Source organism: Extibacter muris (genome assembly GCF_004345005.1).
Taxonomy (GTDB): Bacteria; Bacillota; Clostridia; order Lachnospirales; family Lachnospiraceae; genus Extibacter; species Extibacter muris.
The window spans coordinates 107,348-121,608 of record NZ_SMMX01000001.1 but is presented as its reverse complement, the minus strand read 5'-3'; the positions used below and the strand labels follow the sequence as shown (position 1 = coordinate 121,608).

At 43.1% G+C, this 14,261-nt stretch carries 15 protein-coding genes and 1 pseudogene; 4 read left to right on the top strand and 12 right to left on the bottom strand.

Going from position 1 to position 14,261, the window contains the following annotated elements:
- Window position 1: 1 nt before the first annotated feature.
- The 4 genes and pseudogenes from E1963_RS21650 to E1963_RS00545 form a co-directional block, all read right to left on the bottom strand.
- The gene (locus tag E1963_RS21650; RefSeq protein WP_330570646.1) at window positions 2-949 is read right to left on the bottom strand and encodes a recombinase zinc ribbon domain-containing protein; all 948 of its coding nucleotides are present in this window, start codon (window positions 947-949) and stop codon (window positions 2-4) included.
- 15 nt (window positions 950-964) lie between these two features.
- Window positions 965-1,717 (bottom strand): annotated as a pseudogene (locus tag E1963_RS21645) (recombinase family protein); the annotation flags it as partial.
- A 188-nt stretch (window positions 1,718-1,905) separates the two neighbouring features.
- Complete coding sequence (locus E1963_RS00550; RefSeq protein ID WP_132273915.1) at window positions 1,906-2,085, bottom strand: hypothetical protein; 180 nt, start codon at window positions 2,083-2,085, stop codon at window positions 1,906-1,908.
- Complete coding sequence (locus E1963_RS00545; RefSeq protein WP_279230680.1) at window positions 2,082-3,137, bottom strand: replication initiation factor domain-containing protein; 1,056 nt, start codon at window positions 3,135-3,137, stop codon at window positions 2,082-2,084. The genes E1963_RS00550 and E1963_RS00545 overlap by 4 nt, the downstream gene beginning before the upstream one ends.
- Window positions 3,138-3,567: 430 nt before the next feature.
- Here E1963_RS00545 and E1963_RS00540 point away from each other — a divergent pair, with 430 nt between their 5' ends.
- Window positions 3,568-4,173: a helix-turn-helix domain-containing protein gene (locus tag E1963_RS00540; protein ID WP_132273910.1), complete on the top strand. Its 606-nt coding sequence runs from the start codon at window positions 3,568-3,570 to the stop codon at window positions 4,171-4,173.
- Window positions 4,174-4,342: 169 nt separating this feature from the next.
- Here E1963_RS00540 and E1963_RS00535 read toward each other — a convergent pair whose 3' ends face one another.
- Window positions 4,343-4,966, bottom strand: coding sequence for a hypothetical protein (locus E1963_RS00535; protein ID WP_132273907.1), 624 nt, complete (start codon window positions 4,964-4,966; stop codon window positions 4,343-4,345).
- Window positions 4,967-5,102: 136 nt separating this feature from the next.
- On the opposite strand from E1963_RS00535, the gene E1963_RS00530 reads away from it, so the two are divergent.
- Both E1963_RS00530 and E1963_RS00525 read left to right on the top strand, forming a co-directional pair.
- Complete coding sequence (locus E1963_RS00530; protein WP_132273904.1) at window positions 5,103-5,345, top strand: helix-turn-helix domain-containing protein; 243 nt, start codon at window positions 5,103-5,105, stop codon at window positions 5,343-5,345.
- 108 nt (window positions 5,346-5,453) lie between these two features.
- Window positions 5,454-5,696: a helix-turn-helix domain-containing protein gene (locus E1963_RS00525; protein ID WP_132273901.1), complete on the top strand. Its 243-nt coding sequence runs from the start codon at window positions 5,454-5,456 to the stop codon at window positions 5,694-5,696.
- Between the two features lie 11 nt (window positions 5,697-5,707).
- Here the strand turns inward: E1963_RS00525 and E1963_RS00520 are convergent, their stop codons facing one another.
- Together E1963_RS00520 and E1963_RS00515 are read right to left on the bottom strand one after the other, a co-directional pair.
- The gene (locus E1963_RS00520; RefSeq protein ID WP_132273899.1) at window positions 5,708-6,568 is read right to left on the bottom strand and encodes a hypothetical protein; all 861 of its coding nucleotides are present in this window, start codon (window positions 6,566-6,568) and stop codon (window positions 5,708-5,710) included.
- Window positions 6,569-6,582: 14 nt separating this feature from the next.
- On the bottom strand, window positions 6,583-6,795 hold the full coding sequence (locus E1963_RS00515; protein WP_132273896.1) for a DUF3892 domain-containing protein: 213 nt from the start codon (window positions 6,793-6,795) through the stop codon (window positions 6,583-6,585).
- A 202-nt stretch (window positions 6,796-6,997) separates the two neighbouring features.
- Between E1963_RS00515 and E1963_RS00510 the strand changes: the two genes are divergently transcribed.
- Window positions 6,998-8,359, top strand: a complete 1,362-nt coding sequence (locus E1963_RS00510; protein WP_132273893.1) for an AAA family ATPase — start codon at window positions 6,998-7,000, stop codon at window positions 8,357-8,359.
- 49 nt (window positions 8,360-8,408) lie between these two features.
- Here E1963_RS00510 and rlmD read toward each other — a convergent pair whose 3' ends face one another.
- From rlmD to E1963_RS00485, 5 genes are all read right to left on the bottom strand, one after another.
- A complete protein-coding gene (rlmD, locus tag E1963_RS00505; RefSeq protein ID WP_132273891.1) occupies window positions 8,409-10,052 on the bottom strand; it encodes a 23S rRNA (uracil(1939)-C(5))-methyltransferase RlmD in 1,644 nt (547 codons plus the stop codon).
- Window positions 10,053-10,059: 7 nt separating this feature from the next.
- Window positions 10,060-11,019, bottom strand: a complete 960-nt coding sequence (locus tag E1963_RS00500) for an NYN domain-containing protein (protein ID WP_132273888.1) — start codon at window positions 11,017-11,019, stop codon at window positions 10,060-10,062.
- 142 nt (window positions 11,020-11,161) lie between these two features.
- Entirely contained in the window at window positions 11,162-11,404 is a 243-nt protein-coding gene (locus E1963_RS00495; RefSeq protein WP_006442223.1) for a hypothetical protein, read from the bottom strand.
- Window positions 11,405-11,518: 114 nt separating this feature from the next.
- Window positions 11,519-13,750 carry a DNA helicase PcrA gene (gene pcrA, locus E1963_RS00490; protein WP_132273885.1) on the bottom strand — a complete coding sequence of 744 codons (2,232 nt, stop codon included), beginning with the start codon at window positions 13,748-13,750 and terminating at the stop codon, window positions 11,519-11,521.
- A complete protein-coding gene (locus E1963_RS00485; protein WP_132273883.1) occupies window positions 13,747-14,139 on the bottom strand; it encodes a DUF3783 domain-containing protein in 393 nt (130 codons plus the stop codon). Before E1963_RS00485 ends, pcrA begins: the two co-directional genes overlap by 4 nt.
- Between the last annotated feature and the right edge of the window lie 122 nt (window positions 14,140-14,261).

The following is a 14,261-nucleotide window of genomic DNA, read 5'->3' as shown; positions in this document are numbered from 1 at the left end:
TTTATATGTGATTTTCGGTTTCGGCTGATATTTCTTTGCCCTCTCTGCAATTGCATCCAGGGGCGTTTCCCTCTGCATCCATAATCCTGTAATAATCTTCCATATCCAAACTTAATTTCACATAAGTATCAGGTTTGGATTTTCGGTTGCTCTTCTGAAGTAACGCGATAGTTTCAACGTGTGTTTCTTTCACCCGTAAAGACTGAATCACATCTTCTTCAATCGGGAAGGAATACACAATACTCTTCACCGCATGTCCCTGTTCCTTCTGTTCTTCCGGCATATACAGCTTGATTTCCTTTATCATGCATTTAATCAGCTCCCGTTTCTCCCTGTCATCCATTTTATCATAGATTTCATCAAAGGACAGCAGAATCTTATAAATCATTTCCACATTCAAAGACTCCTGCTCTGCTATAACAATCCTCCTTTTGCACCCTTCTATCCTATCCTCCGTTTCATAAATCTGATTGTATATTTTATCCAGCCTGCGGTTGAACTCATTCCGCTTTCTTTCCGCATACATATCGTCTGACAGATTATCTATATCCTGTTCGAGATTCATCCTGCTTCTAGCCAGCCTTTTCAACTCCTTCTCATAGTTCTTTATCTCTTCCTGTATCTTCGTCACATCTACAGCAACGCCTATTTTCGCCTTAATGTCACGGGCAAACTTAGGATTCCGCAGAAGTTTCTTCGTATATTCCAGCACCTCCCGTTCTAGCCTTTCCGCTGATATTCCATTTCTCCGGCACTGTTTTGTTCCTAAAGCCCGTTTATAATGACTGCATACATAGGTGAATGTTTCCCGGAACGTACCGTCTTTATTAGTCCACTGGTTACAGTCCACGTTCATTGCAGAACCACATTGCGGACAGCGTGCAATCCCGGACAGCAAATGCGCTCTGCTCTGGCTGATGTTATGATTTCCCCATGATTTTTCTTTCATCACTTTCCGAATTTCCTGTACTTTCTGAAAATCATCTTCCGACACTAACGCTTCGTGGCTTTTCTTCTCACTCATTACAAATTCTTCCTGTTTTACAAGACGCTGTTCGTTGTTTGAACCTTGTACCTTCTCCGTCCTTCTCCTGCCCCATGCGATCCTGCCGGTATACAGTGGGTTATCCAGAATCCGCTTTATCTGGTCTGCTTTCCAGTCATTGAATTTAGGATTGACCGCATTAGGGGCTGGCTCTCTTGTATATCCATTCTGATTCAGAAACCGGGCTATTGTAGAATATCCCATCCCTTTATTCAAAAACAGGTCGAAAATCATCTTCACAACCTCTGCTTCTCCTTCCTCTGGCATTAACTTCCCCTCTTTCAAATCATAGCCATAAGGTGCAAATCCTCCATTCCATCCCCCGGATTTTGCCTTTTCTTCTCTTCCTAACAGGCTTTGTGCTATGATATTTTCCCTCTCCAATTCTGCTACTGCCCCAAGTATGGTTATCATCATCTTTCCCATTGATGTAGAAGAATCCAGTCCATCCTCCACGCACATCAGATGTACGCCATACTGCATAATAAACTCAAGCGAATTCAAAACATCCCTTGCGTTCCTCCCAAACCTTGATAGTTTATACACAAGTACATAATCTGTCTGCAAAGCCCCCCGTTTAATCTCGTCAAGCATTGTCTGAAATGCTGTCCTTCCCTCTATGCTCTTTCCGCTTTTTCCCTCTTCCACATAAACTGCCAGCACTTTCATTCCCTGCCGCTCTGCACATTAGGTCAGATACCGTTTCTGTCCATCAAGACTATATCCTTTCACCTGTCGTTCACTGCTTACCCGGATATAGATAACACATGTCTTTCCTGTTCTTGTCTGATACATTTTCCTGTACTCCTTTCATGTTTTAAAAACGGTCAGCCCTTATGGGAAACTGACCGTTGTAGATTCTATTTCTTATCGCACTTCTCTTCTGCCACATATTTTGTTACAATATTAGACAGCACATTGATAAACCTCTGATAACTCTGCTGTTGTTCCATATCGGCTTCATTCCCTGCCGGTATATTTATTTCCACACCATTTTCGGTGGTGTATGTCTTATATTTTCTGTGAGTCTCTGGTTTCAAGAAACTCCCCCTTTCTTCATATCGTCCTGTATGTATGGTATTAAATCTTCTCTATTAATCCTGCTTAAATGCCCAATCATCTTATTTCCAAGTGCCGGGCTGTATTTTACATATCTCAGCATATCCTCTATCCGTTCCAGACCACCTAATGCTTCGTGTTCTTCCAGAAAACAGAATCCCTTTACCGCAGACAATACGCCGCCTTCTTTAAGCCACCTCTGGGTTTCCAGAAGGGTACTCCGGGGAGTTTCCGTATGTAATTGTAAAGGTTCGACTGCCCCCAGAAAACGATTCCAAAACTGGCACGTTTTCCAGCGGCTTCTGTTACTCTGTTTCTTGTCTGGTACAATGAATCTTAAATTTCCTGCCAAGAGGTCAAATGCCAGTTTTCCCAATTCCAAAGGATTATCTTTAAAAAGCATAGCAAAGGTATGCGCCTTATCTTCACGCAACTGTATCTCCGTCCGTTTCCAGCTCCCGATCTCTTCATATGGCTTCTGATACTTCATACTGACTTCCTTATCCTTGTCATAGAAGCGATAGGACAGATTGGATTTCCCCGCCCCGATATACACTGTTTTAGCGGTATCCTTCTCCGTATAACTGCTCTCTACAAACCGATAACTGTTGCTGTTTCCAATAAACTCTTCCCTTTCACATTTCCGCTTTATCTGCTCTGGTGTAAAAAATGGCGTTTCGTTCCTGTCATCTATTGCTATATCCAGCCTTGTAAACCGGAATTTGCTGCCATATAACCTTTCGCAATGCCGGAATAAATCCCCAAAGGAATAACCGTGCATATCTAATATACGGAAAATTTCGTCACATCCCATACCGCTTAATACAAGATAACATCCTGTCCCATCTGGATTATCTTCTGTCTGTTTGGAATCCCCGAACACTTTAATGCTTCCTGTCTGATATAAGCTCTGATATGACTTGTGTTTGACCTTTGCCGGATACTTCGTAAAAATATCTATCGGGAGTTCCAGCACCCTCCGAATGACCTCTTCTGCCCTGGCAGAATCAAATACAATGCTGATGTAATCAATCTTGATACTCACATTGTCACGTTTTGCGATTGCCTATCCTCTCCTTTCTGGTGCGCTGGTTAGTACACCTTTCAAACATCTGCAAACGTTGATTTCTGGCTGTTTTTGAATTATCAATCCTGTATATGCAGGGCGGTGTTACTTCTACGCCCTGCCGGAACGCCTGCAGCGTTCCTTCCTGCCCATTCTCCGCTTTCCGCCTTCGGCACAGCGGAGAATGGCAGGAACCTTAGTTTCCCACTCCAAAAGGATTAAATAATGCTTTTAGAATTAAATCCCCTCATGTTATAATGCTTATGTAAGCAGATAATTAACGCCGTTACGCTTAATCAATCATTTCTATTTGATATTAACGCCACTGCACTTATTTGTCAATATTATTTATGGTTTTTTTATATTTATTAAGTCTAATAGGCTGAAAGGAGTTTTTATGAATTATCGACTGTTAGGACATAACATTCAACTAATCCGAAAGTTAAAAGGATTAACACAGCAGGAACTTTCCGACCAGATTGGAATCAATCTGCAAAGTCTGTCCAAGATTGAACGTGGAATTAACTATCCCACTTTTGAAACATTGGAAAAATTGACAGAAGCATTAGGTGTTACCCCAAATGAACTTCTTGCCGGAGAACTAAAAAGCACCTCCCATATAGAATCCGATATTCTAGGTTTTCTGGATTGTGAAGAGCGGCTGAACGTAGAACTTGCCCACGGTCAATATGACAATCCACTGGATGAAGAGAAATGGCTTGAATATGAATTAAAAAAACTACAGGAATATATCTCCGATTATGTTCATTCAGAGAAACGAAGTGCCGCAGACCTTTATCCCTTGAAAAAACTCATTCAGTACCAGAAATTTCAAAAGCTTTTGGACAGATATGACGATTACCTTTGCTTTGATATTTTTGGTGAAACGATTGAAGGTCATAAGCATGTGAATCCTTATGCAAAAGAAATCATCAAGACGATGGCTACGGATGAAGAAGGAAAGATTTCTTCTGAATTAGACTATCCAGACGATTTTGACTAATTTCCCTTATCCTCCTCCCGAAAGCTACAGGAAAGCAAAAAGCCTTGTCAAGAATGCTCCGCACCGCTCACGCGGCTAGTTCTTGACAAGGCTTTTCCCTTTCCTGTGAAGAGTAATCAAGAGGATAAGGTGAAAGACTGCAAAGGTATTTGCAAACCTACACTACATACTACTCGTTCGTTAAATTAAACTCCTTTAAAACCTCATAGGCATCTAACATATCCGCCATATAAGAATTTATGTGATAATCATATTCTCGTTCTTCTTTTCTGGCAATAAGTGTATCCACGACGTTTCTCTGCTCTTCTGTCAATTCTAGCCCATCCACTGCCTTCAATGCCTTTTTCTCTTCTTCCAGCCTTTTCAGATATTCGGTGTCCTTTTCCAGCAATTCCGTTAATGTGCGATTTTTCATGCTGTCTGCTGCCAGTTTCAATAAATCTGTAATTCTGCTCATTTGTTTCTCCCTCTGTTCTATTTCTTGATTTGCTTTATGGTCTCTTTGCTTACCAGTTATATTCTGAATCATGTCTTTCATAAGCAGGATACCTGCCTGTATGCCTATTTCCGCATAAACACTTGCGCTCTCACTTGCCATAGCATTTGCGAGATTAAGTAACTCAAACTGTTTATCTTTATCGCACTGTAATGCCAGTTTTTCATATTCAAGATAAGTGTCATCCAGTCTTTCTTCATAGCTTCTGTTATCTTCCTCTGGACTAAGACCATATAATAAATAGTCTGCTACCCCTCTTATAGTTGCACGCTTGAATATTTCTTTTGTGAAATCCATTACATCCCCCTCTCATTAATGTTACACCGTTAATTTATCACAGTTTATTTCCCTTGTCAACCGTGTACCATTAACCTTTCAGTTTGAAAGCTCCTATACTCGTCTTAACCGTACAAAGTTAAGGAGATGGACTAAAATGACATATTCAGACGCTATTATTAAACGATTAACAGAGTTATGTTCAGAAAGGGAAATCACAATAAACCGACTTGCCACACTGTCTGGTATCACACAGTCTACCGTAGACAATCTGATGAAAGGCAAGACAAAGAACCCTAAATTAAAAACACTTCATAAATTAGCTGTGGGATTGGATATGACCGTTTCTGAACTACTTGACTTCCCAGAAATGAATGAGACTGCTTTTGAGGATGAATAATAACCGCAGAACATTAATATATACAACTCTCAACGGTATACCATTAACATTTATTTTTGTTTGATTCTATACTTTGAGTAGTTTTTTAGACCATTTAGGAGAATCCCCATGACATATTCAGATGTTATTATTTTAAGACTTACACGCCTATGTAAAGAGAAAAAAATCACCATAAATAAACTGGCTACCTTATCCGGTATTACGCAGTCTACGGTGGAAAATATCATGTCTGGAAAGACAAAAAATCCCAAACTGAAAACCTTGCATAAGCTGGCTCTCGGTTTGGGAATGACTGTATCTGAATTATTGGATTTTCCAGAGATGAATGAAACTATATTTGAGGATGAATGAATATTTTTTAATTATATTGCCATTTGCTTTAATGTCTCATCATAAAGCATTTTTGATAAAATTTTTCCATCTATCCTAAAACTTCCACTCGCCTGTAACTCTAATACTAGCCGATTACTATATTCTGTGACAAGACCCGCTCCCACAAAACGTAGATCTCGTTTTACAATATTTTCTTGTATATATTTTTTCAAGATATATAGTCGTTCAAATAATTGAGGATTATTAGCTTTATATACACCTCCTATAAGAACTTCTATATTGGCTAACCGCTCTTCTTTCAAGTATATCCTAACTTCGCCACTTTCATGAACCATCAAACTTTTAATATTACCATCTATTGAAACCATAGAACCTATATCTGATTTAGTAACTGTGAATCTTCGACTCAATCTTCCCCTTGTACCCTCTATACCTTCCTCACCATAAATAATTTTCCCTTTAGATGTTGTTTTTCTTATTTGTAGTTCATTTACACTATTTTTGCTTTTTTGAGGTGATAAACTTTTCTTTTTTCCTTCTTTTCTATTCTTATTTATTGGCATCGTTATATCCTTATCTCTTCTTCGTACATAGGCATTTACTTGTTGTTCTGTAAAATAACCATTTATAGGCATATGTATCATACTCACCTTATAATTATCATTTTTAAAATTACAATTAGGCAGATGCTTTTCATCATCAATGGCCTTAAGAAAAAAAGTACGCCCGCCATACTTAGAATCGTGAACAAGACAAAGTTTTGCCATACACCCCTCCCCTGGACAATATAATTCTCCATTCATTTTTTCTAATTGCTCAGGTGAATATTGGTGTACATCTATAATCTCACTCCTTCCATCAACTATTCTTTTTGCTTTTTCATACTTCATAACCCCTGTCTCCTTTATTCTATATTATTTTTTAAACTTCCATCAGCTTTAGACCTTACATAAGTTGTACCATTTGCTTTTGTAACGGTTTCATAATTTTTATAATTAGGATTGCTTTTCTCAATTTGCTCTATAGCATGCTGTAGCGAAACCTTTCTACCAGACTCTAGATTAATAAATTCCGTATTTAACCCTGTTTTCGATTCCTTATTAACTTTTAATTCCATAAATCAAATCCTCCGTTGTACTTTATATATTCAAAATACCACACATACGTTCTTTAGTCAACATTTTTTCTTATTTTAATCGATTTTATCGTTTTATCTTGTTATATTTTATTGTATATTTTTTATTTGTAATATTTTTCATTGACTTTTTCGTTTAATTTATATATCATCTAAACATACACTAATTAATAGGAGTAAAAAAATGATAATAAATTTTACAGTTTCAAACTTTTTATCTTTTAATGAAGCCCAAACATTTTCAATGTCAGCAAATAAAGCGAGAAAAAATGCCGAACGACTTTTTCACCATTCTAAACTCAAACTAACCAAATGCAATACTATATATGGCTCGAATGCATCAGGTAAATCTAATCTTATTCAAGCATTTAATTTTGTAAAAACTATAATTACAGAAGATTGGCCATTAGGTTTCTCACAAAAATATTTTCGTCAGGCTTCTGAAAATCAAAATATTCCTTCTGAATTTGAAATAGAATTTCTGTGTGATGGAAAACATTTCAAATATTTTTTTTCAGCTATTTTATATAAAGGTTCTATACTACAAGAAAAACTTTCATATTATACCAAAAGTGGATTAGAAAAATTATTATTTTTTAGAGACACTAAAAACAAGAAATTTGTTACTGGTGATTTTTTTAGTTCAAAAAAAGGTGGCGAAAGGATAAACACATATGGAGAAGATAGTTTAGAAGATGATGAAGTTCTATTTTTAAACTTAATTAATAAAAATAAATCCAATTTATATAGACAATATAAAGAATTAGGGATTTTACGAAAAATATTTAAATGGTTTTCAAATAATGTAAGCATTAGTTTTCCTGATGGAATTCTAACAGGTTATCCATACTTATCAAATTCAAATATTAATGAAATAACCAATTTATTGAATGCTCTAGGTACTGGAATTACTACTTCTAATATTGCAGAAGTATCATTAGAGACCGTAAAAAGCAAAATACCGGAAGAAATGTTCGTTGATATTAAAACAGATTTAGAAAAGGCAAATGTCAGAGCCAAAAAGCTTGAAAAATATGTGAATCCAGCCATTATTGCGAGAGCTTATAAAGAATTCTACACTTTTGAAATTGATGAATCTGATAATATCAAGATTACTACGATTGAATTTGCTCATGAATCAGGAACGTTTTTCTCCTTAAAAGAGGAATCTGATGGTACTGTGCGTTTACTTGATTTAATTGAAATTTTACTTAATTCATCTGATGACCATGTATTTATTATTGATGAGATGGATCGTTGTCTACATCCTGTACTAACAACTAAAATAATTGAGCTTTTTCTAGAAAAAGCTCAACAAAAGAATACCCAGTTAATAATTACAAGTCATGAGTCTCGTTTATTAGCATCTGAGATTTTACGGAATGATGAAATAACCTTTGTTATAAAAGATTCTACTGGTGCCTCTTTGATCAATCCATTAGAACGTTATCAACTCCGTTCAGATAAAAAAGTGTATACCGCTCTTTTCGATGGGACTTTAGATTGTATTCCTCAATTTAATGATGAAGCATTAAAAATACATTAAAACAAGAAGACTATTGTAATAAAATAATTAATTACAATAGTCTCCTTGTTTATATTATTATATTATAATATCTTAATGCATCTTCTATCGCTTTAACCTTCTCTTCCGGGCATCCCAGATACGCTCTTTTCGGCACATCCACCCTATTCGGTGCGTCATGCATAGGCAATCCATGTTTTCTCTTCACTTCCGCGATATACTTCGTATGCACATTCAGTCCATACTTTTCCTTCACATACTCCTTAATCTTCTGATATGTGGCTTTCTCCGTTACATCTTCCTTATCCACAGTCATTTCAATGTCGATTCTTTCTACATCCTTTTTACGGGTCAAGAGCGCAACCGTCTCTATATGCACCGTCCCCGGAAACAGATCCACACAAGCCATCCGCTCCACCCGGTACCCTCTCCCCTGCATCATCTCCAGATCCCTTGCAAGGCTCGTCGGCTTACACGCGATGTACACTATCTTCTCCACGCCGAAGTTCGTTATCTTCTCCAGTGCTTTCGGGTGCACGCCGTCCCTTGGCGGATCCAGCACGATCAGGTCCGGCACTTCCCCAAGGCCGTCGATTACCTTCAGCACATCACCGGCCCAGAACGTGCAGTTGTCAAGGCCATTCCATGCCGCATTCTCCTTCGCCGCCTCCACGGCCTCTTCCACTATCTCCACGCCGACCACCCGTTTTGCCACCGGGGCAAGTATCTGGGCTATCGTCCCGGTTCCGCTGTACAGGTCGAAGATCACCTTGTCCTTCGTCTCGCCGATATACGCTCTGACCGTCTCGTACAGCACCTCCGCGCCGAGGGAGTTCGTCTGGAAAAAGGAGAACGGCGTAATCTTGAATTTCAGCCCCAGCAGCTCTTCATAGAAGCAGTCCTGGCCGTACACGATATCCGTCCCTTCATCCTTCACCACATCCGCCACGCTGTCATTCTTCGTGTGTAGGATACCGGCAATCTTTCCATCCAGCGGAAGGGCCAGCAGCTCGTCCGCCCACTTGTCCCCGCGGAAGCTTCCGTCAAAATCATATTCCGAAGTGGTGACGACATCGATAAGAATCTCCCCCGTCTTCACTGCCTTTCTTACGAGCAGATGGCGGAAATATCCGGTATGTCTCATGCGGTGGTAATAAGGGAGGCCGGAGTTTCTCGCATACTCCAGCGTACAGGCCAGTATCTTCCTGTAGTCTTCATCTACAATCCTGCAGCCTTCCACATTTACAATGTCGTGGAAGCTGCCCCTTTTGTGCATGCCAAGGGCCAGGGGGCCGTCTTTATATTCGTCCCCAAAGGAGAATTCCATCTTGTTGCGGTACTCCTGCCGGGCAGGGCTCGGCTTGATTCCCTCCCACACGTAGTCCCCGTCCACGGCCTCATCCATCATGGCCTTGACTTGGGACTCCTTCAGCTTCAGCTGCTCCTCATAGGGGAGGTTCTGGTAGGTGCAGCCGCCGCACTGACCGAAATGCGTGCAGGCCGGCTCTATCTCCACCTCGGACGGACGAAGCACTTCCAGTATGCTGCCCTCTGCCTTCCCTTTGCGAATCTTGTTGACAGAGAACTTCACCTTCTGTCCCGGAATGCCGTTTTTCACTATCACCGTCTTATCTTCATCAGGTAGGAATACCTTCCCCTTGTTGGGGAATTCAACTGATTCTATCGTTCCTTCGTATACCTGCCCTTTTTTCATCTTCCTTCTACCTCTCTGTCTTGCCTTGGTCTGTGTATTTTGCTTTCATTATCGTCTTGTCCTGCTGCACCTGTACGCTGCGCAGGCTCTTTATATACTGGCTGAACTGGGAATATCCGTAATCGCTTATCTTGAAGTTCTTATATTTCTCATATACGCGGTTGCCGAGGATGCTCAGTTCAATCCCGTCCTTTCCCGCTTCCTTTACAAGCTTCAGCACGAAGCGGTCTATGTCTTCTTTCATCCCTTTGTCTTCCTTGAGCGTGACGGACATGAAGTTGCCCTTCTTTACGAGCTGGATCCTTGTGAAATCCTCTAGGAAACGGGAGAGCATGTTGTATCCGTAGCTTCTTACGTCAAAGTCAGGGTACAGGCTGACGAGGCGGCTGCCCACCTCTCCGAGCCCGGTCTGCTTGTTGTTGTCCTGGTTCTCGATGATCATCTTGATGATCTCATCTTCAATCCGTTCTACACGGAGCCCGCCGTGCAGCTCTTCCGTCTCTTCCAGCTCCTCTTCCTCACCCGGCACCGGCTCGTTCAGCAGGTTCTCCAGTATGGTGAACTTGTCGCACGCCTTGCGGAACGGCTCCGGCGTCTTGTTCTCGCCCATGCCGATCACGAGCTTGCCGCTCTCTCTCAAGCGGCTGACGAGGCGGGTAAAATCGCTGTCGCTGGACACGATGCAGAAGCCGTCCACGTCATTCGTGTATAGGATGTCCATGGCATCGATAATCATGGCCGAGTCGGTGGCATTCTTCCCCTGCGTGTAGCTGAACTGCTGGATTGGCGTAATCGAGTTGGTCAGCAGCTCGTCCTTCCACTTGGAATGCTGGGTGCTCGTCCAGTCCCCGTATATTCTTTTGTATGTTATGTTTCCGTACTTGGACAGTTCCGTCAGTATCGGTTTGATATACTTTGCGGATATGTTGTCCGCGTCAATCAGCAGTGCAAAAAACTGTTCATCCATAATTCATTTCCTTTCCCTGGCAGAGTCCCACGTTCAAAGGGCCTGCCGTCCGACACGGGATTTTCCCCTGTCACATAAAAAGCAGGCAGGATAACCTGATGGCTCCAGCCCGCTTCTCTCTTATAGTTTCCACGTTGTTCTTCTATACCTGATCTTCGTCATTGAAGAAATTATCATCAAAATCATCCTCAAAATCTTCTTCAAAGTCTTCCAGATAATCTGGTGTAAAGAAACAATATACAGCGTATGCGATTCCCGCGACAGCAGCAACTGCGCCTACAATGGCAAGAACCCAGAGAACTGTCTTACAGTGCTTGTCATCTTCCTTTTTATTAACCAGCTCGCTCAGCTTCGTTGCTGCAATAAAATCCTCTACCTTACTCATGCTCCCACATCCTTTCTCCTGCTTGTCAATGCAAGTTCAATTATTGACCTTATTATAACACTATCAATTTGAGATTACTATATATTTATGCCAAAATTGCCAACTTTTATCCATTTATATCTTTTCCAGCCTGGCAAACGTGGCAAACATTTTTTTCGTGCCCGGCCCGTCAAAATCGACCGTCACTTCATAGTCCCGGCCGCCCTCCGTGATGGCCGTGACCGTGCCTGCGCCGAACTTGATATGGCGCACCCGGTCGCCTATGCCGTAGCCCGGCCCGTTCCCTTCCGGGACGGCAAACTGCCTGACCGGCTTTGCGGCTCCTGCGAAGGCCCTGGTCCTAAACGTCTGCCTTGCCTGGGCGTATGCGCTCTGCTTCGGCGGCTCGTCGTCTTTCTCGAACACGGCTCCCGTGGCGAGCAGGTCCATCGGTATCTCCTTCAGGAACCGGGACATCTTGTTGTACTGCGTCTCCCCGCGTATCATCCGCCTTCTGGCACAGGTGAGCGTCAGCTCTTGCTTCGCCCTCGTGATGCCCACATAGCAGAGGCGTCTTTCTTCTTCCACTTCCTCCGGATCATCTGCGGTTATCGTCATATAGCTTGGGAAGATGCCGTCTTCCAGCCCGGCCAGATATACCTTCGGGAACTCGAGCCCCTTTGCACTGTGCAGCGTCATGAGCACTACGTAGTCGCTGCTCTCGTCGAGGCTGTCGATGTCTGCCACAAGGGCCACCTCCTCGAGGAATCCGCTTAGCGTGGCCGGCTCGTTCGCCTCCTCGCACGCTTCCTCATAGGCCGCGATCTTGCTCATCAGCTCATCGATGTTTTCGATGCGCGTCTCCGCCTCGATACTGTCTTCCGCCTGCAGGCTCTCGATATATCCCGTCTCGTCCATGATTTCCTGCATCAGATCTAAGATGGACATGTCCAGGGCATCTGCCTTGAAATGCTCGATGAGCGCCACGAACGAATCAAGCCTTGACGCTCCTCTTCCGATATTCGGAATCAGGTCTACCGCGCGGAGCGCTTCATAGAAGCCGATCTCGTGTGTGGACGCATATTCCTGGACCCGGTTGATGCTCGTAAGCCCGATGCCCCGTTTCGGGACATTGACAATCCTGCGCACCGCCAGGTCGTCCTGCCCGTTATCGACCGTCTTCAGGTAGGAGAGCAGGTCCTTGATCTCCCTTCTCGCATAGAAGTTGACGCCGCCCACGACCTTATAGGGTATGTTGGCAGTCACGAACTTCTCTTCAAACATACGCGACTGGGCATTCGTCCGGTAGAGGATGGCATTGTCGTTATATGTACAGCTTCCGTCATCCACGTGCTCCCGGATGTCTCCGACTATGTATTCCGCCTCGTCGTAAGCGGAATCGAACTGCCGGAAATGAATCTTCTCTCCATCGCCGTTGTCCGTCCAGAGCGTCTTGTCCTTCCTGCCGCAGTTGTTGCGGATGACCGCGTTGGCCGCGTTGAGGATATTGCTCGTGGAACGGTAGTTCTGCTCCAGCTTGATCACTTTCGCGTCCTCATACACCTGTTCAAAATTCAGGATGTTCTTGATGTTCGCGCCGCGGAACTTATAGATAGACTGGTCGTCGTCCCCTACGACGCACAGGTTCCTGTATTTGGAGGCGAGAAGCCGTATGAGCTCAAACTGCACCGTATTCGTATCCTGGTATTCATCCACCATGATGTACCGGAACCGCTCCTGATAATAGTCCAGGATGTCTGCCTGGGTCTGGAACAGCTGTACCGTCTTCACGAGCAGGTCGTCGAAGTCCAGCGCGTTGTTGGCGCGCAGCTGCTTCTCATACTCTTCATACACCTGGGCCGTCTTCTGCTTGTTGTAGTCGCCTTCCGCCTTTATGCGGTACTCTTCCGGCGTGACAAGCTCATCTTTTGCGGAAGATATGGCGCTAAGCAGCATGCGCTCCTTGTATATCTTCGTGTCAATCTGGAGAAGCCTGCACACGTCTTTCATGAGCGTCTTCTGGTCATCGCTGTCATAGATGGTAAAGTTTGTATCATAGCCCAGCTTGTCGATATGGCGGCGCAGGATCCTCACACAGGTGCTGTGGAACGTGCTCACCCATATGCTCTCCGCTCCGAAGCCGACGATATCGTCGACACGTTCCCGCATCTCCCCCGCCGCTTTATTCGTAAATGTAATTGCCAGGATGTTCCACGGGTTGACCCCTTTTTCCTCTATGAGATAAGCAATCCTGTGGGTGAGGACCCGGGTCTTGCCGGAACCGGCTCCTGCCAGTATAAGAAGCGGCCCCTCTGTGTGGTATACCGCCTCCTGCTGCTGTTCGTTTAATGTCTCGTAGATGCTCAATCTTTCTTGTTCCTTTCCATTTCCTTCATATATTCATGTTCCTTCTGTATCTCATCGTGCAGGGCTGTGGACGTCCACTCCCGGTTGGAAGGCGTAAGCATCGCCTTCAGCCCTACTTTCAGCCCTTCCTTGCGCATGAGGAAGAGGGCCTTGTCCATCATCTCCTCCGACTCGGCGTTCATGACAAGCATCTCGTCGGAGAACCCCTCCTCTTCAAAGACCGGCCGCTCGCCTTCCATCTTATCGGCGCCGGCCAGCACCCCGATTGGAACGTGGTATTCTTCCTTTTCCACGTGGCGCACCTTATAGCCAAGAAAGCCAAATATCATCGCAATCTGCTTTCCCTTTTTCGTACCTTTCAGATTATAGCATAGTACACTCGATTTCATGGTATATATCCCCTTCACAAAAGTCTGTATCCATTATAAGTTCTTTGCCCGTGAAGTGCAAGGCAGACATTCAGAAAATATTAATAGTTTCTTACTGTTTTCATTCGTCACAATCCGACATA

Bases quoted from the DNA above. Each gene is read 5' to 3' on its own strand.
- E1963_RS00515 (WP_132273896.1), bottom strand. From the start codon at position 6,795: ATGGAATTAAAAGTTAATAAGGAATCGAAAACAGGGTTAAATACGGAA.
- E1963_RS00485 (WP_132273883.1), bottom strand. From the start codon at position 14,139: ATGAAATCGAGTGTACTATGCTATAATCTGAAAGGTACGAAAAAGGGA.
- E1963_RS00495 (WP_006442223.1), bottom strand. From the start codon at position 11,404: ATGAGTAAGGTAGAGGATTTTATTGCAGCAACGAAGCTGAGCGAGCTG.
- E1963_RS00510 (WP_132273893.1), top strand. From the start codon at position 6,998: ATGATAATAAATTTTACAGTTTCAAACTTTTTATCTTTTAATGAAGCC.
- rlmD (WP_132273891.1), bottom strand. From the start codon at position 10,052: ATGAAAAAAGGGCAGGTATACGAAGGAACGATAGAATCAGTTGAATTC.
- E1963_RS21650 (WP_330570646.1), bottom strand. From the start codon at position 949: ATGAAAGAAAAATCATGGGGAAATCATAACATCAGCCAGAGCAGAGCG.
- E1963_RS00530 (WP_132273904.1), top strand. From the start codon at position 5,103: ATGACATATTCAGACGCTATTATTAAACGATTAACAGAGTTATGTTCA.
- E1963_RS00500 (WP_132273888.1), bottom strand. From the start codon at position 11,019: ATGGATGAACAGTTTTTTGCACTGCTGATTGACGCGGACAACATATCC.
- E1963_RS00525 (WP_132273901.1), top strand. From the start codon at position 5,454: ATGACATATTCAGATGTTATTATTTTAAGACTTACACGCCTATGTAAA.
- E1963_RS00520 (WP_132273899.1), bottom strand. From the start codon at position 6,568: ATGAAGTATGAAAAAGCAAAAAGAATAGTTGATGGAAGGAGTGAGATT.
- E1963_RS00540 (WP_132273910.1), top strand. From the start codon at position 3,568: ATGAATTATCGACTGTTAGGACATAACATTCAACTAATCCGAAAGTTA.
- E1963_RS00535 (WP_132273907.1), bottom strand. From the start codon at position 4,966: ATGGATTTCACAAAAGAAATATTCAAGCGTGCAACTATAAGAGGGGTA.